The organism is Frankia sp. Allo2, assembly GCF_000733325.1.
In the GTDB taxonomy this organism is placed as follows: Bacteria; Actinomycetota; Actinomycetes; order Frankiales; family Frankiaceae; genus Frankia; species Frankia casuarinae.
The window spans coordinates 79,897-102,922 of sequence record NZ_JPHT01000012.1 but is presented as its reverse complement, the minus strand read 5'-3'; the positions used below and the strand labels follow the sequence as shown (position 1 = coordinate 102,922).

General features: G+C 71.2%; 22 protein-coding genes. 7 read left to right on the top strand and 15 right to left on the bottom strand.

Features of this window, described 5'->3' with window-relative positions:
* Positions 1-270: 270 nt before the first annotated feature.
* The gene (gene glnA, locus ALLO2_RS11015; protein WP_011437527.1) at positions 271-1,695 is read right to left on the bottom strand and encodes a type I glutamate--ammonia ligase; all 1,425 of its coding nucleotides are present in this window, start codon (positions 1,693-1,695) and stop codon (positions 271-273) included.
* A gap of 182 nt (positions 1,696-1,877) precedes the next feature.
* On the opposite strand from glnA, the gene ALLO2_RS11010 reads away from it, so the two are divergent.
* Positions 1,878-2,357, top strand: a complete 480-nt coding sequence (locus ALLO2_RS11010) for an RDD family protein (RefSeq protein ID WP_082456814.1) — start codon at positions 1,878-1,880, stop codon at positions 2,355-2,357.
* A gap of 75 nt (positions 2,358-2,432) precedes the next feature.
* Here ALLO2_RS11010 and ALLO2_RS11005 read toward each other — a convergent pair whose 3' ends face one another.
* The 4 genes from ALLO2_RS11005 to ALLO2_RS10990 all read right to left on the bottom strand — a co-directional run bounded on the left by ALLO2_RS11005 (position 2,433) and on the right by ALLO2_RS10990 (position 5,671).
* Positions 2,433-3,299, bottom strand: coding sequence for a DUF4191 domain-containing protein (locus ALLO2_RS11005; RefSeq protein ID WP_011437525.1), 867 nt, complete (start codon positions 3,297-3,299; stop codon positions 2,433-2,435).
* 102 nt (positions 3,300-3,401) lie between these two features.
* Positions 3,402-3,695 (bottom strand): hypothetical protein, encoded by a 294-nt coding sequence (locus ALLO2_RS23290; RefSeq protein ID WP_085949877.1) that lies wholly within the window; start codon positions 3,693-3,695, stop codon positions 3,402-3,404.
* A gap of 81 nt (positions 3,696-3,776) precedes the next feature.
* Positions 3,777-4,778 (bottom strand): lipoyl synthase, encoded by a 1,002-nt coding sequence (gene lipA, locus ALLO2_RS10995; protein ID WP_035731713.1) that lies wholly within the window; start codon positions 4,776-4,778, stop codon positions 3,777-3,779.
* A gap of 158 nt (positions 4,779-4,936) precedes the next feature.
* The gene (locus tag ALLO2_RS10990; RefSeq protein WP_023841807.1) at positions 4,937-5,671 is read right to left on the bottom strand and encodes a peptidase E; all 735 of its coding nucleotides are present in this window, start codon (positions 5,669-5,671) and stop codon (positions 4,937-4,939) included.
* Between the two features lie 135 nt (positions 5,672-5,806).
* On the opposite strand from ALLO2_RS10990, the gene ALLO2_RS10985 reads away from it, so the two are divergent.
* On the top strand, positions 5,807-7,615 hold the full coding sequence (locus ALLO2_RS10985) for a protein kinase (RefSeq protein WP_232235027.1): 1,809 nt from the start codon (positions 5,807-5,809) through the stop codon (positions 7,613-7,615).
* A gap of 27 nt (positions 7,616-7,642) precedes the next feature.
* On the opposite strand, the gene sucB is transcribed toward ALLO2_RS10985, so the two are convergent.
* The 3 genes from sucB to ALLO2_RS10970 all read right to left on the bottom strand — a co-directional run bounded on the left by sucB (position 7,643) and on the right by ALLO2_RS10970 (position 12,556).
* The gene (gene sucB, locus ALLO2_RS10980) at positions 7,643-9,124 is read right to left on the bottom strand and encodes a 2-oxoglutarate dehydrogenase, E2 component, dihydrolipoamide succinyltransferase (RefSeq protein ID WP_035731710.1); all 1,482 of its coding nucleotides are present in this window, start codon (positions 9,122-9,124) and stop codon (positions 7,643-7,645) included.
* A gap of 142 nt (positions 9,125-9,266) precedes the next feature.
* Positions 9,267-10,649 (bottom strand): dihydrolipoyl dehydrogenase, encoded by a 1,383-nt coding sequence (gene lpdA / locus ALLO2_RS10975; protein ID WP_011437519.1) that lies wholly within the window; start codon positions 10,647-10,649, stop codon positions 9,267-9,269.
* Positions 10,650-10,945: 296 nt separating this feature from the next.
* Positions 10,946-12,556, bottom strand: a complete 1,611-nt coding sequence (locus tag ALLO2_RS10970; RefSeq protein ID WP_035731707.1) for a leucyl aminopeptidase — start codon at positions 12,554-12,556, stop codon at positions 10,946-10,948.
* A gap of 120 nt (positions 12,557-12,676) precedes the next feature.
* Here ALLO2_RS10970 and gcvT point away from each other — a divergent pair, with 120 nt between their 5' ends.
* The gene (gene gcvT / locus ALLO2_RS10965; protein WP_035731792.1) at positions 12,677-13,792 is read left to right on the top strand and encodes a glycine cleavage system aminomethyltransferase GcvT; all 1,116 of its coding nucleotides are present in this window, start codon (positions 12,677-12,679) and stop codon (positions 13,790-13,792) included.
* Between the two features lie 70 nt (positions 13,793-13,862).
* Here gcvT and ALLO2_RS10960 read toward each other — a convergent pair whose 3' ends face one another.
* Both ALLO2_RS10960 and cobT read right to left on the bottom strand, forming a co-directional pair.
* On the bottom strand, positions 13,863-14,696 hold the full coding sequence (locus tag ALLO2_RS10960; protein ID WP_035731789.1) for an adenosylcobinamide-GDP ribazoletransferase: 834 nt from the start codon (positions 14,694-14,696) through the stop codon (positions 13,863-13,865).
* Positions 14,696-15,829: a nicotinate-nucleotide--dimethylbenzimidazole phosphoribosyltransferase gene (cobT, locus tag ALLO2_RS10955; RefSeq protein WP_023842026.1), complete on the bottom strand. Its 1,134-nt coding sequence runs from the start codon at positions 15,827-15,829 to the stop codon at positions 14,696-14,698. The genes ALLO2_RS10960 and cobT overlap by 1 nt, the downstream gene beginning before the upstream one ends.
* 118 nt (positions 15,830-15,947) lie before the next feature.
* Between cobT and ALLO2_RS10950 the strand changes: the two genes are divergently transcribed.
* Positions 15,948-16,139 (top strand): hypothetical protein, encoded by a 192-nt coding sequence (locus ALLO2_RS10950; RefSeq protein WP_035731705.1) that lies wholly within the window; start codon positions 15,948-15,950, stop codon positions 16,137-16,139.
* A gap of 5 nt (positions 16,140-16,144) precedes the next feature.
* On the opposite strand, the gene ALLO2_RS10945 is transcribed toward ALLO2_RS10950, so the two are convergent.
* Together ALLO2_RS10945 and ALLO2_RS26375 are read right to left on the bottom strand one after the other, a co-directional pair.
* A complete protein-coding gene (locus ALLO2_RS10945) occupies positions 16,145-17,668 on the bottom strand; it encodes a bifunctional adenosylcobinamide kinase/adenosylcobinamide-phosphate guanylyltransferase (RefSeq protein WP_011437514.1) in 1,524 nt (507 codons plus the stop codon).
* 96 nt (positions 17,669-17,764) lie between these two features.
* Entirely contained in the window at positions 17,765-17,938 is a 174-nt protein-coding gene (locus ALLO2_RS26375) for a hypothetical protein (RefSeq protein WP_011437513.1), read from the bottom strand.
* 426 nt (positions 17,939-18,364) lie between these two features.
* On the opposite strand from ALLO2_RS26375, the gene ALLO2_RS10935 reads away from it, so the two are divergent.
* From ALLO2_RS10935 to ALLO2_RS10925, 3 genes are all read left to right on the top strand, one after another.
* Complete coding sequence (locus tag ALLO2_RS10935) at positions 18,365-18,577, top strand: hypothetical protein (protein WP_011437512.1); 213 nt, start codon at positions 18,365-18,367, stop codon at positions 18,575-18,577.
* A gap of 218 nt (positions 18,578-18,795) precedes the next feature.
* Complete coding sequence (locus ALLO2_RS10930) at positions 18,796-19,275, top strand: nitroreductase family deazaflavin-dependent oxidoreductase (protein WP_035731786.1); 480 nt, start codon at positions 18,796-18,798, stop codon at positions 19,273-19,275.
* 68 nt (positions 19,276-19,343) lie between these two features.
* Entirely contained in the window at positions 19,344-19,952 is a 609-nt protein-coding gene (locus ALLO2_RS10925) for a TetR/AcrR family transcriptional regulator (protein WP_035731784.1), read from the top strand.
* Positions 19,953-20,025: 73 nt separating this feature from the next.
* Here the strand turns inward: ALLO2_RS10925 and ALLO2_RS10920 are convergent, their stop codons facing one another.
* The 3 genes from ALLO2_RS10920 to nadA are packed head-to-tail and all read right to left on the bottom strand — an operon-like array spanning position 20,026 to position 22,877.
* Positions 20,026-20,991, bottom strand: a complete 966-nt coding sequence (locus ALLO2_RS10920) for an aldo/keto reductase family protein (RefSeq protein ID WP_011437509.1) — start codon at positions 20,989-20,991, stop codon at positions 20,026-20,028.
* A gap of 33 nt (positions 20,992-21,024) precedes the next feature.
* On the bottom strand, positions 21,025-21,654 hold the full coding sequence (locus ALLO2_RS10915; protein ID WP_011437508.1) for a DUF3043 domain-containing protein: 630 nt from the start codon (positions 21,652-21,654) through the stop codon (positions 21,025-21,027).
* On the bottom strand, positions 21,654-22,877 hold the full coding sequence (gene nadA / locus ALLO2_RS10910) for a quinolinate synthase NadA (protein WP_035731699.1): 1,224 nt from the start codon (positions 22,875-22,877) through the stop codon (positions 21,654-21,656). Before nadA ends, ALLO2_RS10915 begins: the two co-directional genes overlap by 1 nt.
* Positions 22,878-23,026 lie beyond the last annotated feature (149 nt).

Below are 23,026 nucleotides of genomic sequence, written 5' to 3'. Positions count from 1 at the left end.
GCGGACCTTCGGCCGGTCTCCGCCCGGAGGTGGCGGCGGGACCTGGTTTCCGCACGCGTCCCCGGCTCGAAGAGGCCTTCTGGCGCCGCGGCGAAGGCCCAGACGAACCGCAGGGGTCAATCAGGGCTCCCCGCCTCAAGAGCGTGACCGACCCCCGCGGTTCACCGGTGCCGCACCTGTCCGGGACCCGGTCGCGGTCACCGCCTCGGTGCCCGCCGGATCGCCCGAGGCCCGGCGATGGGTCAATGGCCGGAACCTTACGGCTGGGCGTCAGATGTCGTAGTAGAGGGTGAACTCGTATGGATGCGGCCGCAGGCGGATGGCGTCGACCTCGTTGACCCGCTTGTAGTCCAGCCAGGTCTCGATCAGATCCGCGGTGAAGACGTCGCCCTCCCGCAGGAACTCGTTGTCCGCCTCCAGCGCATCGAGCACCTTCTCCAGCGAACCCGGGACCTGGGGAACCGCGGCCAACTCGTCCGGCGGGAGGTCGTAGAGATCCTTGTCGATCGGGTCCGGCGGATCAATCTTGTTCCGCACGCCGTCGAGTCCCGCCATCAGAATCGCGGCGAAGGCGAGATACGGGTTGCAGCTCGGATCCGGCACGCGGAACTCGACCCGCTTGGCCTTCGGCGAGTCACCGCTGAGCGGGATGCGGCAGCACGCTGACCGGTTGCGGGCCGAGTAGACCAGGTTGACGGGTGCCTCGTAGCCGGGCACGAGCCGACGGTAGGAGTTCGTGGTGGGGTTGGTGAAGGCCAGCAGCGCCGGGGCGTGGTGCAGCAGCCCCCCGATGTAGTAGCGGGCGGTGTCCGAGAGACCGCCGTACCCGTTCGGGCTGTAGAAGAGTGGCTCCCCGTCCTTCCACAGGCTGGAGTGGACGTGCATACCGGATCCGTTGTCCTCGAACAGCGGCTTCGGCATGAAGGTGACGGTCTTGCCGCGGCCGCGGGCGACGTTGCGGATGACGTACTTGTAGAGCATCAGGTTGTCGGCGGTCTTCAGGAGCGTGTCGTACCTGATGTCGATCTCCGCCTGGCCCGCGGTGCCGACCTCGTGGTGCTGCATCTCGACGGTGATACCCGTCTCGTAGAGCACCCGGGTCATCTCGGAACGCAGGTCGGTGAAGTGGTCCGTGGGCGGCACCGGGAAGTAGCCGCCCTTGAACCTCGGCTTGTACCCGAGGTTTCCGCCCTCTTCCTTCCGGGCGGTGTTCCAGGCGGCCTCGACCGAGTCGACCTGGTGCATCGACCCGTAGGGGTTGTAGTCATAACGGACATCGTCGAAGATGTAGAACTCCGCCTCCGGACCGAAATACGCGGTGTCCGCGACGCCGGTGCCCCGGAGATAGGCCTCCGCCTTCTTGGCGATGTTGCGCGGGTCCCGGGAGTACTGTTCCTTGGTGATCGGGTCATGGATGAAGAACGTCATGGCGAGGGTCTTGTGCTCGCGGAAGGGGTCCACGAAAGCGGTGTGCGGGTCCGGTAGCAGCAGCATGTCGGACTCGTGGATGGCCTGGAAGCCGCGGATCGACGAGCCGTCGAACATCAGGCCTTCGGTGAACACCGACTCCGCGAAGACCTGGGTCGGGATGGTGAAGTGCTGCATGATCCCGGGAAGATCGCAGAACCTGACATCGATGAACTGAACGTCTTCGTCCCGGATATAGCGAAGCACGTCTTCTGCTTTTGTGAACATTCGTCCTCCAGCATCGCGTCACGCTTCTTAGGCCCACAGGTTACGCCATGTTGGCGTGTCTCCGGTCACCAGGTCATCGGTGTACGACATCACGGGATGGTTTCCGTAGCGTTACCGAAACCCACTTCATCACTCAACGTGATGAGTTGGGTGCATGTTGCGGTGCCACATAAGCTTGCGTCGTGGGACGAGCACTTGGAGGCTGGCTTGACGGGCCAGGTCTGCCACGGGACACCCCGCCCGGGGTACGCCTCGGGTTGCCGCGGGACGGCCGAGGATCCGTGGTCGGGTTCGGCCCGCGTCTGCTGGCCTACCTCGTGGACGCGGTCGTCGCGAACCTGATCGTCGGCGTGCTGTACATCGTCGGACTGAGCTACGCCGCAGACGCGCGTGGCCTCGCGATCTACGCGCTCTTCCTGCTCGAGGAGCTGATCCTCGTCGGTACGGCCGGTCAGACGATCGGCATGCGGCTGGCCGGCATCCGCGTGATCCGGCTGCGTGACTGCGGTCGGCAGTCCTGGCCGTGGATCGTCGTGCGTACCGTTCTGCTGGGCCTGTTCATCCCGGTGTTCATCTGGGACCGTGACCTACGCGGCCTTCACGATCGCGCCGCCGGGACCGTGGTGGTGCGCGACCCCGAGAAGCCCGGCCCCGAGAAGTAGCGCGGATCCCCTCCACTTCGGGGCTTCGGGGTGGGCCACCGTGGGCCGCACAGCGGACCACGCCTGGCGGCGGCGCTATCGGATGCGGCCGCCGCGCGGGATGTTGCGGGGGATCGGTCCCTTCGGGATCGGCAGCGCCGCGCCGCCCATCGCCCGCAGGCGACGGTCAAGGGCATCGACCTCGCTGCGGCGCAGGGTGCGCCGCAGCCGCATCAGGGTGCTCTGCAGCTTGGGTAGGGGAGTCTCCCCCTCACTGGTACCGATGATGATGTCGGTCACCGGCGTGTCGCCGACCGCCTTGCGGATCCGGCGCTTCTCGGCGGCGAGCAGTTCCCGCGGGCCACGCCCGTGACCCTCCGCGATGATCACGACCCCGGCCCGGCAGACGACACGGTGCACCACATCCTGATGCCGGTTGACGCCGACGGCGGGGGTGAGGCGCCACTCTCCCCGCATCCGTTCGATCACTCCGGCGGCGGCGCCCGGTTTGCCTTCCATCTCGGCGTAGGCGGTCCGCTGCACCCGCCGGCTGAACAGGTTCAGGGAGACGACCACCCCGAGCAGAAGGGCGATCGGAATCCACAGGTACAGCGGACCGACGAAGATTGCGGGCACAATGCCGACGGCGACCGGAGCGAGGAAGCCCGCCAGGGTGATCCAGAGCGCCCGGGGATCGCGTTGCCGGGTGACCTTGTAGATCATCCGGAGTTGGGCGACCCGAGTGGTGAATCCCTTTCCCGGTCCCGCCTCGCCGCTGCGGCCGTTCCGACCGGCCGCGCCACCCTTGCCGGCCGCACCGGGGGTCTTCCCCGCGGCGCCAGGATTGGTGCCGCGTCTGCCAGCCGCGCCGTTCTTGTCGGCTGCGCCCGCCGACTGGTCCTTCCCCGCCGCCCCAGGGGCCGCCGGCCCCGGGGCGTCCGTCGGCTTCTTCTTCAGTGCCATGACCGCGAGCCTACGGCCTCCTGGCCAGCGGCATGCTCGTCCCGCGCCCGCTGATCGCCGTTGGCCGGCGGGAAGTCCGGCGGATCTGACTGTCGGGCGTGATCAGGGCGTGACGCGGATCAGGGCTGGGCGGCGACCGCGCGCGGACGCGGGGCGGCGGCCCGGGGTGGTGACTCGGGGTGGCGCGGGCGTGACCGACGTGACCGAAAGCGGCACGGTGGTATCCATCCATCGATAGCCGGTCGTCACGTGCAGATCGGTGGCCGCCCGCCAGGCGTTACGACGCGCGGTCTTCTGACCTCCGTGCGGCAGCAGCAGCAGGGTCACTTCTTCGAGAACGCTGAGCAGTGAACGGAGCACGATGGGAACGACCTCCCGGCACGGTCGTGGGCACACACCTCGATGATGGGCGAAGAGGATGACCCCCATGTAACGATGGGGTAACGCTAAGCTAATTCTAGCCGCTTCGAGGAATGGTCACCACGGACTCGGCCGTTGCCCGTGAGAGTTCTCCGACACACTTTCCGGGGGAACGGACATTTCGCTGCGGTCCTGGTCACGTGCCGTCATCGCTTGCTGGTAGAGGCGGCTGGCCCGGTAGGAAGACCGGACGAGCGGACCGGACATCACCCCGGAGAACCCGAGCTCCGCGCCGACACGTCCCCAGTCGAGGAACTCCTCCGGCCGCACCCACCGCTCGACCGGATGGTGCCGCGGCGTCGGGCGCAGGTACTGGGTCACGGTGAGCAGCTCACACCCCGCCGACCGCAGATCCCGCAGGGCCGTGTGGATCTCCTCCGCCGTCTCACCCAGACCCAGGATGAGGTTCGACTTCGTGACCAGCCCGGCCTGGCGGGCCTGGCGCAGCACGTCGAGTGAGCGCTCGTACCGGAACGCCGGCCGGATCCGCCTGAAGATCCGGGGTACGGTTTCGAGGTTGTGGGCGAGTACCTCGGGCGCCGCCTCGAACACCTCGCCCAACTGGTCGGGCCGGCCGCCGAAGTCCGGGATCAGGACCTCCACGCCGGTATCGGCCGAGCGTGCGTGGATCTGGCGGACCGTCTCCGCGTACAGCCACGAGCCGCCGTCCGCGAGGTCGTCCCGAGCGACTCCGGTGACCGTCGCGTACCGCAGGCCCATGGTGGCGACGGACTCCGCCACCCGGCGCGGCTCGTCATGGTCGAGCGGGGCAGGCCGCCCGGAGTCGATCTGGCAGAAGTCGCAGCGGNGGGTGCAGNCCNCCCCGCCGATCAGGAAGGTCGCCTCGCGGTCCTCCCAGCATTCGTAGATGTTGGGACAGCCGGCTTCCTCGCACACCGTGTGCAGCCCGGCCGATTGGACCAGCCCCTTGACGTCCTGGTACTGCGGACCGGTGCGCAGCCGAGTCCTGATCCACGATGGCTTGCGTTCGATCGGCGTCTGCGCATTACGGGCCTCGATGCGCAGCAGCGGGCGACCCTCGGGGGCGACGGCGGTCATACCACCAGCTCCATCTGCTCAGCTTGCTCGGCGACCGGTTCGAAGGAGGGGAGGCTCCGCGGCCAAGCGGATTTTGGCGAGGAAGCGCTGTCTGTCCCATGCTTCGCGGTGGGAGGCCGCGGAAAGCCGAGAACATCCACAATCATAAGCCTGCCGGCTCAGTCGCGGGGCACCGCGGGTAGCAGGCGGGGCACCACCGCGGTCTCCACGGCGGTGCCGTCCGGACCGCGTTCGACCCGCCAGGCGTGCACCCCGGGCCGGTCGGCCACCGCCTCGACGAGATCGGTGCCGTGGAAGTGCAGACCCACTCCGTCGTCGGTCGCCCATCCGGCCGGCAGCGTGCCCTCGGCGACCAGCCGCTGGAACAGCGGCCGCCGGCTGGCCTCCGAGTCGTAGTGCGGGGTGTTGCTGAAGGGCAGCAGGCCGAGGCCGTTCGTCACCGGGCGGAGAGCCGGGCCGAAGGAGTCGGTGGTGCCGCCCACATGCCAGCACAGTGAACCGGCGGAGACTCCACCGAGCACGACCCCCGCCTCCCACGCCTCTCGGAAGATCTCACCGAGCCCGTGCACGGCCCAGACCGCGAGCAGGTTGGCGACGCTGCCCCCGCCGACCCAGACGACGTCCTGCGCCAGCAGATGGGCGCGGATGTCGGCGATGTTCGGCATCGGGAACAGCGTGAGATGGGAGAGCAGCACGTCGGGCCGGTCGCGGTTGAACGCCGCGTACCCGCGGGCGTAGGCGGCCTGGTCGTCGCCCAGGGCGGTCTGCAGCAGGCAGACCCGGGGCCGTGCGCCCGCCGCGGACAGACTGATGGCGTGATGGAGGATGGGACCGACCTTGGCTCCGTAGCGGCCGTCCGGAAGGAAGCCACCGCTGGTGGCGAGGATCTGCACGGGTTCGTCGCTCTCTGAAGGCTGTCGCATGTGACGGTCGTCGATCGCATACCCCGCGGTGGATCGTAAAAAGTTATCCACAACCGGACGAAGAGGTAGGCAGACCGGACCGGTTTGAGCCTAGCGTCGCTTCTTGTGACCTTCACCGACGATTCCGCGGACAGGCCGGCCCGGCGCGTCGGCGGCGTACCCGAGGTCCCGGGGGTGAGCATGCGTTCCCGCCTGCGGGACGCCGGCTCTGGAGAGCTCTGGTCGGGTCAGTTCGACCAGTCCGGAATCGAGTGCGTGGTGCGGCGGGTGCGGTTGGCGCCGGACCCGGTGCTGCGTTCCGCGGCGGTCATCGCGGCCCGGGCCCTCGTGGACCTGGAGCATCCCCATCTGGTGCCGGTCGTGGCGGTGTTGCCGACCGCGGAGGGCCTGGCGTTGATCACCGAGCCGGTCGTCGGCGGTGTCAGCCTCGCGCGGCTGCTCGCCGCCCGCGGGGACCTGGACCCCGGTGAGGTCGTCACGATCGGTCTGCCGATCGCGCAGGCCCTGGCCGCCGCGCACGCCGTCGGCGTCGTGCATGGCCGGCTCGAGCGTGCGGACATCCTGTTGGAGCCGAACGGTCGTCCGGTTCTGATCGGGCTCGGGGTCGCGGCGCTGGCCGACGCCGCCAGACCGGATCCGATTCCACCCGAGGCCGCGTCCGCGGACGTCCATGACCTGGCCACTCTGCTGCTCGGGGCGATGCGTGAGGCCACCGGGCCAGACGCGGCCGCGGTGGCGGTGGCGGTGGCGACCGCCATGATCGACGACCCGCGTCGGCGACCGAGCGCCCTGGAACTCGCCGCGTCGCTGGCCCGCAGCGCGACTCCGCTCCCGGTCCGCCTGGCGGGCGGCGGCGAGGTGGGCGGCGGCGAGGTGGGCGGCGGCGAGCCGGGTGGCGCGGCGCGGCGCGGTCCCTCGCCGACCGACACCCTGCCGGCGATCCCCTGGGTGGACCCGCCCGACGATCCGGCCCCGCCCGACCGGGCCATCACCGGAGCGACGGCCGTCAACGCCGCGGAGCTGCTCGACTCGTTGCCGCCACCGCCCCGACGATCGACCCGTGCGACGACCAACCCTCGGAAGGCCGCCCGCGGTGGCGGTCGGGGCTCCGGGGGCAAGGGGTCGGCCACCCCGGGTGCGGCTGCTCCGGGGCCGCGGTCACCGCGTTCCGGCGGATCCACCGGAAGCGGCCAGGGGACGCAGCGAGGTCCGCGCGGGCACACGACCGCCTCGGGCTCCCCGGGTCCCGCGAGGCCCCCGGGGGGCCTCGGCTCCCCGGGCCGGAGCACCCGGCCGACCTCCGCGCGCCGACCGCGTCGGGTGGGAGCCCGCCGCCAGCGCTTGCTGTTCCCGGTGACCGCCGGGCTGGGCCTGCTGGTGGTCGTGGCGGCCGTCGCGTTGCTGCTGGCCAGCCCGGAGAAGGACGATGCACCCGGCGCGGCCGGGACGTCCGTGCCACCAACCGGTGCAGCCTCCGCGGCCGGGCGGGGACCGACGGCGTCGCCGGTCGCCAATCAGTCGCCCGAGCAGGTCTGGCGTTCGGTACTCGCCGAGTTGAACACCGCGCGCAGCCGTGCGTTCGAGCGGGCTGACGAGAGCCTCCTGACGGAGTCTGATGCCGCGGGTAGTGAGTTGCACGCTTCGGATATCGCGCTGATGAGGCAGGTGGTCGCGAGGGGGGCGCATGCCTCGGCACTGCGCAGCGACATCCTCGATCTCAAGGTCCGGGTCGAGGAACCGGACCGCACCGTGCTGCGGGTCACCCAACGCCTGAACGCCTACGACTTCCTCGACGCCGGGGGGAAGGTGCTGGCGCATCAGGCGGCGAAGTCGCCGGAACGGCGTGACCTCACCCTGATCCGTACCGGCTCCGGTTGGCGGGTCTCGGAGAACGTCCCGGTCACGGCCGGCTGACCGGACGGTCAGCCGGCCGTGACCGGGCTACAGGCCGAGTTCGGCTTCGAAGGCTCCGTTTTCCAGCCGGTGCTTGGTGAAGGCCAGGAAGCGAGCCGCGTCGGCACCGTCGACGATGCGGTGGTCGTAGGTGAGGGACAGGTACACCGTCGAACGAACCGCGATGATCTCGCCCAGCTCCGGATCGTCGACGACGGCCGGCTTCTTCGTCACGATGCCGGTGCCGAGGATGCCCACCTGCGGCTGGTTGATGATCGGCGTGTCGAACAGGGCGCCTCGACTGCCGGTGTTCGTCAGGGTGAAGGTGCCGCCGCCGAGCTCGTCGGGCGAGATTCGGTTGGCCCGGGTGCGGCTCGCCAGGTCGTCGATCTTGCGGGCCAGCCCGATGAGGTTGAGATCGCCGGCGTTGTGGATGACGGGCACGACCAGACCACGCTCGGAGTCCACGGCGATGCCGAGGTTCTCCTCTCCGTGGTAGGTGACCGTGCCCGCCTCGACGTCGATGCTGGAGTTGAGCTGCGGGAACTCACGCAGCGCCGCACAGGTCGCCAAGGCGAAGAACGGCAGGAATGACAGCTTGATGCCCTCCCGAGCCTGGAAGCCGCTCTTCGCCCGGTCCCGCAGCCGCGCGATCCGGGTGACGTCGGCCTCCACCACGGTGGTGAGCTGCGCGCTGATCTGCAGCGACTCGACCATGCGGCGAGCGACCAACGCCCGCAGGCGGGAGAGCTTCTCGGTCTGGCCGCGGACGGGGGCAGCGCCGGTCGGCGCCACGGTCGGCGCCACGGCTGGGGCTGTCGGGGCTGTGGGGGGGGTCGCGGGAGTCTCCTGCGCCGCGGGAGCCGCGTCCCGCGGCCGCGCGGCGTCCTGGATGTCCTGCTTGGTGACGCGTCCACCCGGCCCGGTTCCCGCCACGGTTCCCAGGTCCACGCCGAGCTCGGCGGCCATCTTGCGCACCAGCGGGGTGACGTAGCGACCGATGCCGCCGCCGTTCCCGTTGGCGGCGGCCGGGGTCTGGGCCGGGACCGGGGTGAGCTCCGGCTGACGAGCGAACGCCGGTGCCGGCGCGGGCGTCGGCGCGGGTGCGGGCGTCGGCGCGGGTGCGGGCGTCGGCGCGGGTGCGGGCGTCGGCGCGGGTGCGGGCGTCGGAGTGGGCGGAGGCGGCGGTGCCGCGGCAGCCGGCTTCACGGGTTCCGGCGCCGGTTCGGGTTCCGGCTCCGGCGCGGCGGGCGCCTGCGTGGCCTGCGCCGGTGCGGTGCCGCCACCCGCGGACCCGTCGTCGATCACCGCGAGCTCGACGCCGACCTCGACGGTCTCATCCTCGGCGACCTTGATCGAGCTGACGACACCGGAGGCGGGGGCGGGGATCTCGGTGTCGACCTTGTCGGTGCTGACTTCGAGCAGTGGCTCGTCGGCCTCGACGCGTTCACCCTCCTGCTTCAGCCACCGCGTGACGGTTCCCTCGGAGACACTCTCCCCGAGCCGGGGCATTGTGACAGATACAGACATGCTGGAACGACTCCTTTGTCGCGTCCGGCATCTGCACCGCGCGGGCGGCCGGCCGGAGGCGCTCATGCTTGGCGTGGCCTNAATCCTGGGCGGATCGGGCCGCGGGGGTGGCACGGGCAGGCACGATCCAGGGCGGTGCCCGCTAACCGTGGACGTGAAGGGGCTTGCCGGCCAGCGCCAGATGCGCCTCGCCGAGAGCCTCGGACAGCGTGGGATGCGGGTGGATGAGCTGGGCGACCTCGGCGGGGAACGCCTCCCAGTTGGTGATGAGCTGAGCCTCGGCGATGAGCTCGCCGACCCGGTCGCCGACCATGTGCACGCCCACCACCGGACCATCGGGGACCGCGATCACAGTGACCGCACCGGAGGTCCTGAGGATCTGGGACTTGCCGTTGCCCGCCAGGTTGTAGGTGACCGTCTTGATCTCGCCGTACCGCTCCCTGGCGACCGCGGCGGTCAGGCCGACCGAGGCCACCTCCGGGTGGGAGTAGGTGACCCGCGGAACGTTGTCGTAGTCGACCGGCACCGGGCCCAGCCCGGCAAGCTGCTCGGCGACGAAGATGCCCTCGGCGAAGCCGACGTGGGCGAGCTGGAGCCCGGGCCGCAGGTCGCCCAGCGCGGACACGGTCGGAATGTTCGTGCGTAGCTGACGGTCGACCAGCACATAGCCGCGGTCGGTCGCGATGCCGACCTCCTCGTAGCCGAGACCTTCCGAGACCGGTCCACGACCGACCGCGACGAGCAGCAGTTCGGCCTCGATGGTGGTCCCGTTCTCGAGGGACACCGTCACGCCCTGGTCGGTGGACTTCACCCCGGAGAACCGCGCGCCGAGATGCTGCTTGATGCCGCGCTTGCGGAAGGCACGCTCCAGCAGCTTGGAGCTGGACTCGTCCTCGAGCGGGACGAGGTGCGGCAGCGCCTCGACGATGGTCACCTCGGCCCCGTAGGACCGCCAGACGGAGGCGAACTCGCATCCGATGGCCCCGGCGCCCAGTACCACCGCGGAGGCCGGCACATGGTCGAGGGTCAGGGCGTCATCGCTGGTGATGACCTTGTCGTGGTCGATGTCCAGGCCGGGCAGGGTCTTGGAATAGGAACCGGTCGCGAGCAGGACGTGCCGACCCTCGATGACCCGGTCGCCGACGGCCACGGCGGTCGGGGAGACCAGCCGGCCGAATCCCTCGACGACCTCGATCCCCCGGGACTTGATCAGGCCGGTCAACCCCTTGAAGAGCCCGGCGATGACCGAGTCCTTGTAGGAGTTGACCGCGGCCATGTCGATGCCGTCGAGGGTCGAGCGAACCCCGAAGGCCTCGCTTTCGTTGATGTTGTCAACGATCTCCGCCGAATGCAGCAGCGCCTTGGTCGGGATGCAACCTCGGTGCAGGCAGGTGCCGCCGAGCTTGTCCTTCTCGATCAGAACGACGCTCAGGTCGAGTTCCGCGGCGCGCAGCGCGGCGGCGTATCCGCCGCTGCCGCCACCGAGGATGACCAGGTCGACGGGACCGGCCGCTGAATTCGCCACGCCAGGGGTCCCTTCTCGTTGAATCCTGTGGTCTTGCCGGTGGTGCCGAGAGCGTTACTAGTAGCGTCTGCTACGTCGAGTGACAAAGCCGGTGACGCGGTTGGCCGCCGCCCCCGACGGCGTTCCCACCGCTGAGCGCGGCAGCCGAAGCAGGAGCGTCAGGCCACGGCTCGCCTAGCCACGGCAACCGGATGCCAGTCTTTCACGTCGTGAGCCCACTGCCGCTCGGATGGGCGTGACTGTGCTGCATTGCGCGAGGCGCCAGCAACCATTGTGTACCTACCTTCCCCCGCAGGTCAGCCCTCGGCCGGGGACTCAGCCGGGGAACCGGNGGCCGAACCGGGGGAGGCCGTCGTCGTCGCGCGGTCCTGCGCCAGCTGGACGAGCGTGCGTACGATCATGCCGGTGCCTCCCTTGGGGGTGTGGCCGTAGGGCTCTCCACCGTTCCAGGAGGGACCGGCGATGTCGATGTGCGCCCAGGACACCTTCTCGGGGACGAACGAGGCGAGGAAGTGCGCGGCGACCAGCATGCCGCCGTCTCGGTTGCCTCCCGGTGGCACGTTGGCGATGTCGGCCACCGTCGAGTCCAGTCCCTTGCGCAGATCGGGCGGAAGGGGCATCGGCCAGACGCTCTCGTCGGCGGCGGCCGCCGCCGACGCGACCGCGTCCACCGCGGCCGCACGACCCATCAGTCCGCTCGNCCGGTGGCCGAGGGCGACGATCTGTGCGCCGGTCAGGGTGGCCACGTCCACGATCAGGTCCGGTGACTCCTCGTTGGCGCGGACGAGGGCGTCGGCGAGCACCAGCCGGCCCTCGGCGTCGGTGTTGAGCACCTCCACCCGGGTGCCGCCGCGCAGGGTGAGAACGTCGGAGGGGCGGATCGCGTCGCCCGAGGGCATGTTCTCCGCGCAGGGCATCCAGCCGGTGAGAGTGATCGGGAGCTTGAGCCGGGCCGCGGCGATGACGGTGCCGAGCNCCGCGGCCGCGCCCGCCATGTCGGTCTTCATCCATTCCATGGAGGTCGACGGCTTCAGGGACAACCCCCCGGAATCGAAGGTGATGCCCTTGCCGACCAGCGCCAGCGCCGGCCGCTCGGATCCACCGCCGCGCCATTCCAGCCGCACCAGCCGCGGTGGATTCGCGGATCCCTGGCCGACACCGAGCAGGCCTCCGAAGCCGCCCTCGGCGAGCGTCACCTCGTCGAGGACCTCGACCGTCACGCCGGCGGCGGTGGCCCGCTCGACGGCGATGTCGGCGAGCAGGGCGGGGGACAGATGGCTCGGCGGCGTGTTCACCAGATCGCGGACCAGGGTGACCGCATCCGTGACGACGGTGGCCCGGCGCAGTTCCTCTTCCGCTGTCGGGAGGCTCTGCTCGTCGACGAGCACCGTCAGCTCCTCGACGGGGCGGGGGCGGCCGTTCGCCGACGTGGTGCGCAGCCCGTCGTAGGAGTAGGTGCCGAGCAACGCGCCTTCGGCCACGGCCCGCACCGACTCCGACGTGACCGCGCCCGGCGCGGCCGCCAGAGCGACGGCCACCCGCGCGGTCCCGGCGAGGGAGCGCACCGCGACCCCGGCCGCCCGGCGTAGTGCCTCGGTGCCGATCGGCGTGGACGACATCGGCGTGGAGGACATCGGCGTGGACGACGTGGCGAGGGGGCCCAGCCCGACCGCGAGAACCGTCGCGCAGGGCACGGTACCGAGGGTGGCGAAGCGGACCGTCTCGCCGGCCTTGCCGGTCGCGCCCAGCGAGGCAAGCACCTGCGTCAGCCTGCCGCCGAGCGCGGCGTCCAGGTCCGCCGCGCCACCGGCTACGAGGAGCCCCTCGTCGCCGGTGGCGGTGGCGATCACCACCGCGTCCACATCGAGATCGGCGAGAGCGGCGGTACTGGGCACGATGGTGGTCATGCGGTGAGCGTATTGAACGGGAGGTCTTCCCGACGGGGAGCCGGACCCCACCGGCGGGTGGCCGGAGGCCAGGCCCGCGGTCGTTTCGACCGCTGCCGGCCGGACACTAGGCTGCTGGCCATGGCAGAGCTGCGTCGATCCCCAGAGCTGCGTCGATCCCCGCTGTACGACCGGCACGTCGAACTGGGCGCGAAGATGGCCGGGTTCGGTGGCTGGGAGATGCCGATCGAGTACACCGGCCGCGGGGTGCTCGCCGAGCACCAGGCGGTCCGCGGCGCGGTCGGGATCTTCGACGTCAGCCATCTCGGCAAGGCCAGGATCGCCGGCCCCGGCGCCGCCGCCTTCGTCAACGCCTGCCTGACCAACGACCTGCGCCGGATCGGCCCCGGCCAGGCGCAGTACACCTTGTGCTGCGAGGAGACCGGCGGGGTCGTCGACGATCTGATCGCCTACCTGTACTCCGACGAGGAGGNCTTCCTCGTCCCGAACGCCGCGAACACCGCACAGGTCGTCGCTCGCCTCGCCGCGGCGGCGCCGGCGGGCGTGTCCGTCACCGACCTGCACACCGGGTACGGCGTGGTAGCGGTCCAGGGACCGGCCTGCGCCGACCTGCTCGGCGCCCTCGGCCTGCCCACCGGCGGGACGTATATGAGTTTCGTCGACGCGGNGTGGAAGGGCCACCCGGTGATCGTGTGCCGGTCGGGCTACACCGGAGAGCGAGGCTACGAGCTGTTGCCCCGTTGGGACGACACCCCTGCGCTGTGGGATGCGCTGTTCGCGGCGGGTGGGCCGCTCGGCGTCGTGCCGGTCGGCCTCGGTGCCCGCGACACGCTGCGGACCGAGATGGGGTATCCGCTGCATGGCCAGGACCTCTCTTTGTCGATCACGCCGGTCCAGGCTCGCTCCGGGTGGGCCGTCGGCTGGGACAAGGATCGCTTCTGGGGACGCGACGCCCTGCTCGCGGAGCGGTCCGCCGGCGCCTCCCGCCTGCTGTGGGGGCTGCGGTCCACCGGCCGGGTGATTCCCCGTCCGCACATGACCGTGGCCTCCGCGGCTGGTGCCACGGTCGGTGAGGTCACCAGCGGCACGTTCTCTCCGACGCTGCGCCAGGGGATCGGGCTCGCCCTGCTGGACCGGTCCGTGCAGGGGGGCGACACGGTGAACGTCGACGTCCGGGGCCGTCCGAGTCCCATGACGGTTGTCCGGCCGCCGTTCGTCAGGTCCTCGCCCAAGTAGCCCAGCCGCCGGACGGGCCTGTCCGGCGGGCCCGCCGGGCGGACGCCAGCGGGCGGCGTCCGCCGCGCTGTCAGTGCAGGCCGAGGGTGTGCAGGACGGGCGTCGGGATCGTCATGGCCATGACGAGCAGGGTCGCCGCCGCGGTGATCTCGATGAGTCCGCCGAGGATGTCTCCGGTGATCCCGCCGAAGCGCGTGAGCAGATACCGCCGGAGCAGAAACGAGACGCCTGTCCCGACCCAGACCGCGAGGACCGCTCGCAGCGCCCGGCCGGGGCCGCCGCCGTCGAAGTCCAGCAGTCCGGCCAGCGCCGCGACGGCGCAGACTGCCAGGAAGGACAGCGCCGCGTCCCGGGTCCGCACGGTTCCCGCGACCAGCGCACCGAGGCCATCCGGCCGAGCCGGCGGGACGGCGCCGGTACAGGCCAGGGTGGCCGCGAGCCTGCTGGTCATCGCGGCGACCAGAATCGACAGCGTGCCGCGGTGCGCCGAGATCGTCGTGCTCAGGGCCCCGACCTGGAGCAGCACCACGAACAGGACGATGATCGCTCCGAAGGCCCCGATGGTCGACTCGCGCATGATCTCCAAGGCGCGATCCCTGCCCCGCGCTCGCCAGGCGCCGAGCCCGTCCCCGAGATCGGCCAGCCCGTCGAGATGCAGGCCCCGGGTGACCAGAGCGAGCACCGTGACGCCGACGACGGCCGGCAGCAGGGTCTGGGCGCGCTGACNGGNAACCGCCGTGACGATCCGGGTGGCGAACACCGCACTGCCGGCGAGCAGCCCCAGGGCCAGGCCGACGAAGGGCGCCAGGGCCATCGCCCGGCCCGCGAGCCGCCGGTCGGTGTGCTCCGGGCCCCGCAGCGGCAGGACGGTGAGCAGCGTGAATGCTGTTCTTGCCTCGAGCATCACGGGGCACCGGCCGCGGGGCCCGAGTCCCCTTGGCCGCCGCCGACCTCGGCTTTCCCGCTGACACCGGCCTGGTCGAACGTCGCCATCTCGGCCAGCGTGGCCTGGGCCGCCCGCAGGAACGGAACGGCGAGGAGCGCACCGGTGCCCTCCCCGAGACGCAGGCCGGCGTCGACCAGGGGGGTCAGACCGAGTGCGTCCAGTGCGATTCCCTGGGCGGGCTCGGTGGACCGGGTGCCGGCCACCCACCACTGGCTTGCTCCTGGGGCGATCCGCTCTGCGGCCAGTGCCGCCGCGCAGACGATCACACCGTCGAGGATGACCGGCGTCCGTCGCACGGCGGACTGCGCCAGCAGCCCGGCCAGGGCGAGCAGATCGGCTCCACCGACGATCCGCAGCACCGAATGCGCGTCGCCGGTGAACGGCCGGCCGCGCCGCATCGCGTCCCGGATCGCGGCCGTCTTGAGCATCCAACGTTGGTCGTCGATCCCCGTCCCGCGGCCGACTACCTCGATCGGCTCCCGGTCGCACAGCAGCGCCACGATGGTGGCTGCGGGGGTTGTGTTGCCGATCCCCATCTCGCCGGGAACAAGCAGGTCCGCGCCCGCGTCGATCTCCTCGTCCGCGATGAGTCGGCCGACGGCGAACGCGGCGTCCGCCTCCGCGACCGACAGCGCGTCGGTGCGGTCGATCCGTCCGCTCGACCGTCGCACCCGATAGCGCTCCGGTGCGGCCGATCCATCCACCCCGCCCGGCGTGAGGGGCCGCGCGGTGTCCACGGACACGTCCACCACGCGCACGGCGGCCCCGACCTGGCGGGCCAGCACGTTGACCGCCGCGCCGCCCGCGGCGAAGTTCGAGACCATCTGGGCGGTCACGTCGCTGGGGAAGGCGGACACCCCGGCCTGGGCGACACCGTGGTCGCCGGCGATCACGACCGCCCGGATCCGGGCGAAGGGACGGGGTGGGCAGGTCGCCTGTGCGCCGGCGAGCCAGATGGACAGATCCTCGAGCCGGCCCAGCGCCCCGGGTGGCTTGGTCAGTTCGGTCTGCCGCTGGCGAGCCGCCGCCATCGCGTCGGAGTCCAACGGGGGAACGGCGGGAACGGCGCTGCCTGACGCATCGGGATCCACGGGATCCTTACTACCTGATCCGCTCGGTCGGCAACGCACCACATCCCCGCGAAGGTATCTCCCAGTGGTCCCCGTACCGCATGATTGTGCCNATCGGCGCGGCCGGGACGGTTGGTCCTTGCCGGCCGGCCCGGCCGGCAGGTGGCTGGCCTCGGGCGGCAATGACCGCACCGTGCGGGTCTGGCGGGTGAGCGACGGCGCGGCCCGGTCCTGCCGGTGGCTTCCCGCGACCGAACCGGCCGGTCTCATCGTGGCCTGCTCGGCCGGGCTCTACCGCTACGACTTCGTCACGGGAGGATTCGTCCCGTGAGGACGCTATGACCGCTCGTGCGGGAACGGTCGCAGCCGGAGGGGGATGCCCGCGACCACCTGCCACACCTCGTCGGCCTCGGCCGCGAGATCGGCGTTGAGACGGCCGAGCACGTCGCGGAACCGGCGGCCGGCCTCGGCCGGGGGAACGACCCCGGAACCGACCTCGTCCGTGACCGCGACGACCCGACGGCCGGTGGCCCGCCAGGCGTCAACGAGCTCCTCCGCGCGGATGCGCAACTCGTCCGGACGGTCCAGCCAGGCGCCGACCCACAGCCCCAGACCGTCGATGAGCAGCGGTGGTCCGGGAGAGCGCAACAGGGGAACCAGGTCGACCGTCTCCACGGTCGTCCAGGCGGCCGGGCGCCGCCGCCGGTGTGCGGCGATCCGCTCGGACCACTCGGCGTCGGCCGGATCAGGCGGCGCCGACGTCGCGACGTAGACCACCTCCGGTTCGGCGAGCAGCCGGCGTTCGGCCTCGGCCGACTTCCCCGACCGAGCACCCCCCGTGATCAGGACCCGGTGTGGTGCCGGGAGCACCGGACTCTGCCACCGCCCTGGTGCCCGTGGTGGCTGCGACGGCTGCGACGGCTGTGATGGCTGCCGCCGGGCGGCCGGGACGATGTCATAGACGGTCCCGTCCGCCGGTGCCAGCGCGCCGACGAGGTGGAGCCGGCGGGCCAGTTCGTCGCCGGGCGGGTTGCGGTGACTCAGATGGACGGCCAGTACCAGGGTGCTCGGCACCACGGCGCCGCGGCGGCGCAGCTCGGCCACGAGCTGACCGAAGGTGTCGAGGTCAAGGTGCTCGCCGAACCCCGGCCGGTCGCCGTTGTTCTCCTCCAGCAGCACGACGTCGTAGGCGCGGCCGGTGACCGCCTCGAGCGTCTCCGCCGGCAGCGGCGCCGCGGTGTCGCAGCCGTACAGCAGACGTCCACCGTCCGGCGCCGTCACGTCGTAGAGCACGGCCGGCCCGATGCTCGCGTCACCGTGCTGGGCGGCGACCGGTCGAACGAGATAACCCCGATCGCTCGGGGACTCCTGATCCTCCGGGGATCCCCGGTCCTCCGCGGCCTGCCGATCGTCCGCGCCGAGGCGCAGGGGTCCGGGTGTCGTCGGCGTGCCCCCGGGCACCACGGCGATCAGCCGCAGCGGCGAGCCGTCCCGGTCCGGATCGGAGCGCTCCCAGCGAGCCAGGAACTCCCGGCACGCCGCCAGCGCCGCCGGCGGACCGACCACGTCGAGGGGCCGTCCCGCGGCTGTCGACCACGAGCGCCACATCAGGCTCTCGGGCCCCAGATGATCGGGATGGGCGTGACTGATCAGCAGATGACGCAGCCCCGATAGGCGTACTCCGAGCCGGGCAGCGGTCCGGGGCACGTCGGGACCACAGTCGATCAGCAGGGCGTCGTCGATCAGAACGGCCGTCTGCCCGCGTACTTCGTGTTCCCTGGCCCAGGCACAGGATGCGCAGTCGCACCACGGGTTGGGCCAGCCGTCCGCCGAGCCGGTGCCGAGCAGCGTCACCTTCATCGTGTTCCGTCTCCCGGATCCCGTTGCGCCCCGGATCCCCCCGGATCCCGCCTCTCCGGGTTCTCAAGCCTGCCAGGCTCCGTGGCCCGCGGAACCTCAGACGTGCGGGTGGCGCTTGCGCTCCCACAGGGTCATGAGGGTGAGCACCACCGCCAGCAGGAAGATTGCCGCGAAGGTGACGAGCGCGGCGGCCCACCAGGTCAGGGGAGCGTCCTCGTGTTCCACGGACTCGGCCACGATGGCCGCTGCGTTGTAGACGGTCGTTCCCACGCGGGTTCTTCCTCCTTGTACCGACGTACTGCTCACGCAGACGTGCCTGTCGTGCGGACCTGCCTTCGACGCGGCTGTGCTCACCGTGCGGACATGCCGCCGGCTCGCACGACCGGCGATGACCGGTGACGCCGGCTTCGCGATCGTGGTGGTCGCGATGCTGTCCGGGCATCCACCGGAACTGACGTTACCGACGTTCACGACATCCTGGCGCGGGTATCGCCGACCGCGCCAGTAGCACGGGCCGACCAGACCCGGGCCCGCGGGCCGGTCGACCAGTGCCACGATGGATCATCGGCCCTGGCGTGGGGCCGGGAGTCCCGCGTCGGCGGGGTGCACGCGGTTGGATGGGACGACCGGCCGGCGCACTGGCCGATCACGGCCGGCGGCTCCAGCGCGGGCCGCCCGGGTGGGAAGGACACACTCATGACCTGGACCTGGCGCTACGAAGGCGATGACGGCACGATCACGATGGTCGGCGGGGACTCGACCTCTGAGTCGTTCACCAGCCAGGGAGACGCTGAGACGTGGCTCGGGGAGACCTGGCGTGACCTGCTCGATGCGGGGGTGGCGCAGGTGACGCTCCTCGATGCCGGCCGTCGCGTCTACGGGCCGATGAGCCTGCGCCCGGTGACCTGAGCCGCCTCCGCCCGTGCCGGTCCCGACCGGTGCCGGTCCCGATTCGCGCCGACCGAACCGCCTCTTGACGAGAGGTCGGCTAACGATGTTAGCTGGCAGCGTTGGCTGACGACGTTGGCTGACGACGTTGGCCTGTCCGGTGTGGTCCGGCCGGCCGAACCATCGAGATCGCTCAGGCCGGCGCCGGGCCGTTCCGCTCGACAGAGAGGGTGCAGATCTTGACCGAGCACAACAACCCGTCCACTCCGGCCGAAGCGCATTACCTCGCCCCCGGATGGTTCACCCGTAACGTGGCCAACCGCGCCGTCGCGGCGTTGACCCGGGCGGGGATCAGCCTCCNGGGCAGTCGGATCCTCGAGGTACGCGGCCGGATCAGCGGCGAGCCGCGCCGGACCCCGGTGAACCTGCTCATCTTCGACGGGCAGCAGTACCTGGTCTCGGCGCGAGGGCACGGCCAGTGGGTGCGTAATCTGCGCGCGGCCCAAGGCGAGCTATACCTGCTGCGTGGCCGGTCGCGCACGCGTTACTCCGCGACCGAGCTGGATCCGGCGGCGAGCGTCGCCGTGCTGCGGGCCTACCTGCGGCGGTGGAAGGCCGAGGTCGGCGCCTTCTTCGACGGGGTCGGGCCGGACTCGCCCGATGAGGAGATCCGTCGGATCGCGCCCCGCCACCCCGTCTTCGTGATCACACCGGCGTGAACACGGGGGCGGCGACCTCACCGGTGCGGGCGGAATCCGGGCCGGCGCCGGTGCGGGGAGCACGGTCGGTGGCGCAGGCGCGGCCGGTCGGCGAGCCGCCATTGCCCAGGATCGCGCCCCGCCCGGTCCTAGGCCCCGTCTCGCCGCGGGTCACCGAGATCATCACGGTCGCGCGGGGGGTGCTGGAGACCGAGGGGGCGGGGGCGCTGACGATGCGCCGGATCGGTGATCTCCTCGGTATCCGGGCGCCGTCGCTGTACAAGCATCTCGCGGGTAAGCCGCAGCTCGAGGCCAAGCTGATCGAGNCCATGCTCATGGAGATCGGGGACCTGCTCCACGACGTGGTCGACCGCGGCGGTGCCGCGGAGGTGGTCCCGGCCCTGCTGGCCGCGTACCGGGGCTATGCCCAAGCCCATCCGAACCTCTACCGCCTGGTCACCGCCGGTTCGCTGAACCGTCGGCTACTGAGCGCCGACGTCGAGGACTGGGCGGGGGAGCCATTCTACCGGGCGGCCGGGGAACCCTATCGTGCGCAGGCCCTGTGGGCCGCCGCGCACGGCACGATGATCCTCGAACTGGACGGCCGCTATCTGCCAGGATCCGATCTCGACCGGACCTGGCAGGCGCTGGCCTCCGCTTTCCGCCGAACCGACCCGGCTGGCGACCAGCCTGGCTGATCTGATCTGATCTGATCTGATTCGGTTCGGGGTAGCCGGCGGGCCCGGGGCCAGGCCTGGAGGCAGGCCCGGGTCAGGCCCGGGTGACGACCTCGGCGAGCACGTCGTCGATCCGATCAAGCAGCGCCGTGTCGAGCGTCACGCCGGCAGCCTTGACGTTCTCCCGTACCTGCTCCGGCCGGGACGCGCCGATGATCGCTGAGGCGACGTTGTCGTTCTGCAGCACCCAGGCGACGGCGAGCTGCGCCATCGACAGCCCGGCGTCCGCGGCGATCGGCCGCAGCTCCTGCACCGCGGTCAGCACGTCGTCGCGCAGCAGCCGGGAGATGAAGGTGGAACCGGTTTCACCGGTGGCCCGGCTGCCGGCCGGCGGTGGCTGACCGGGCGGGTACTTGCCGGTGAGCACGCCTTGGGCGATCGGCGACCAGACGATCTGGGAGATCCCGGCCTTCCGGCTGACGGGCACGATGTCGGCCTCGATGGTCCGCCACAGCATCGAGTACTGCGGCTGGTTGGAGATGATGCGGTCCAGCCCCAGCTCGCTGGCCAGCCGGACGGCGTCGCTGATCTGCGCGGCGCTCCACTCGGACACGCCGACGTAGAGCACTTTGCCGGCGCGGACGAGGTCGTCGAAGGCCCGCAGGGTCTCTTCGATCGGCACCGTCGGGTCGTACCGGTGTGCCTGGTAGAGGTCGAGATGGTCGGTGCGCAGACGGCGCAGCGAGGCGTGCGCGGACTCGATGATGTGCTTGCGACCGAGGCCCTTGTCGTTCTCCCCCGGGCCGGTGGGCCAGTAGACCTTGGTGAACAGCTCGTAGGACTCCCGGCGCACGCCCTGCAGCGCTTCGCCCAGGACGCTCTCGGCGCGGGTACCGGCGTAGACGTCCGCGGTGTCGAATGTGGTGATGCCCTCGTCGAGGGCGGCACGCACACAGGCGGTCGCCGCGTCCGCCTCGATCTGGTCACCATGGGTGATCCAGTTGCCGTAGGAGATCTCACTGACCGACAGGCCGCTGCGCCCAAGACGTCGATGCTTCACGTGACGACCTTAGCCGTCGGCCCTGACCGTCGATCAGGGGCGCGGGTCGGAGCGGGAGACCCGCGGGCGGGGGAGTCGCCAGCGCCGCGGCAGTAGCGCGCGCTGCGCGGCGTAGGCCCGCACCCGCACCCGGGAGTCCGGGTACTTCTCCGCGACGCGCCGGCTCACCTGCCAGGAGAGCAGGATCGAGTCGATGACGACCGCGACGATCCCGAGCAGCATCAGCAGGGTCGCGGCCAGCCTGATCGATGCGTTCGGGACCAGTCCGCCGACGAAGTAGACGACGGCGATCGGCAAGAAGAACGATCCGACGTTGATCCGCGTGTCCACGAAGTCGCGGGTCAGTACGCGCTCGGGCGCGCGTTCACGCGCTGGCAGCCGGCTGACGTCGCCGGACATCATCGCCGCGCGGTACTCCTGGCTCTGCCTGCGTCGCGCGGCCCGCGCCTCCTGCTTGTTCGCCGAGACGCCGAGCGCACCACCGGGCTTCGTACGGGCGGCCCGCGCCTCCGCCCGGCGGGGCGTGGGCCGGCCCTTGGCCGCCGTGCGCCGCGGATCGGCGACCTTCTCCTGTTCGACCCTCTCCACCTGCTCGGCGATCGGGTCCCCGGGGCCGGGGCCGGCATCGGGGCCGGCGGAGTTGCGTCGTTTCAGCAGAGCCATCAGGGCAGCGCCAACATCTGGTCGAGAGCCTTCCGGGCATAGGTGGCCACGTCCGGGTCGACGGTGATGCGGTTCACCGTCTCACCCCGTACGAGGGACTCCAGCGCCCACACGAGGTGGGGCATGTCGATCCGGTTCATGGTGGAGCAGAAACACACCGTACGGTCCAGGAAGACGATGGTCTTGTCAGGGTGCCTCGTCGCCAGCCGCTGCACCAGGTTCAGCTCGGTACCGATCGCGAACGCCGATCCGGCGGGAGCGGCAGCGACGACCGAGATGATGTACTCGGTCGAGCCGACGAGGTCGGCCGCGGTGACGACCTCCCGCCGGCACTCGGGGTGGGCGAGCACCGTCACCCCGGGGATCCGGCGGCGGACCTCGTCGACGCTGTCGCGGGTGAACCGGCCGTGCACCGAGCAGTGACCCCGCCAGAGGATCATCTTCGCCGCGCGCAGTTGCCGGCGGGTCAGTCCTCCCGAGGGCTTGCGGGGGNCGTAAACGACGCAGTCCTGCTCGCTTGTCCCCAGTTCACCGATGGCGGTGTTGCGGCCGAGGTGCTGGTCCGGCAGGAAAAGCACCCGGGCACCCCCGCGCTCGCCGAAGGCCCACTCCAGCGCGCGCCTGGCGTTCGACGAGGTGCAGATCGTCCCGTCGTGGCGCCCGGTGAACGCCTTGATCGCGGCCGAGGAGTTCATGTAGCTCACCGGAACGGTATCGGCGGCGACTCCCGCATCGAGCAGATCGTCCCAGGCCTGCTCGACCTGCTCGGCGGTGGCCATGTCCGCCATCGAGCAGCCGGCGGCGAGGTCCGGCAGGATCACCTGCTGGTGCGCGCCGGTGAGGATGTCGGCGCTTTCCGCCATGAAGTGCACGCCGCAGAAGACGATCGCCTCGGCCTGCGGCCGCGCGGCGGCCTGCTGGGCCAGCTTGAACGAGTCGCCGGTCACGTCGGCGAAGGCGATGACCTCGTCGCGCTGGTAGTGGTGCCCGAGGATGAACGCCCGATCACCCAGCGCCCGCTTCGCCGCCGCGGCGCGGGCTGTGAGGGCCGGATCGGCCGCCGGGGGGAGTTCACCCGGACAGTCCACGCCACGCTCGCTGGCCGGGTCGGCCTGGCGGCCGAGTAGCAGCAGGGCCAGCGGTGATGGAGTCACACCGACCCGGCCGAGGGCCGGGTCGCGAGCAGGGATGGGGCCGCGCCGCAGGGTCGGGTTGGTGGTCATGGCGCTCCTCCGGTCGACCGGCCCTCGGCCTGGCCGCCTCGTCGTCCGCGGCGGCCGACCGAACGATCCCGCCGGACCCGTCCACGAATGGTCGATGAGACTCTAACTCCCGGCGCCATCGTATGCCGAGCTCTTCGTGGTCAGCTGGC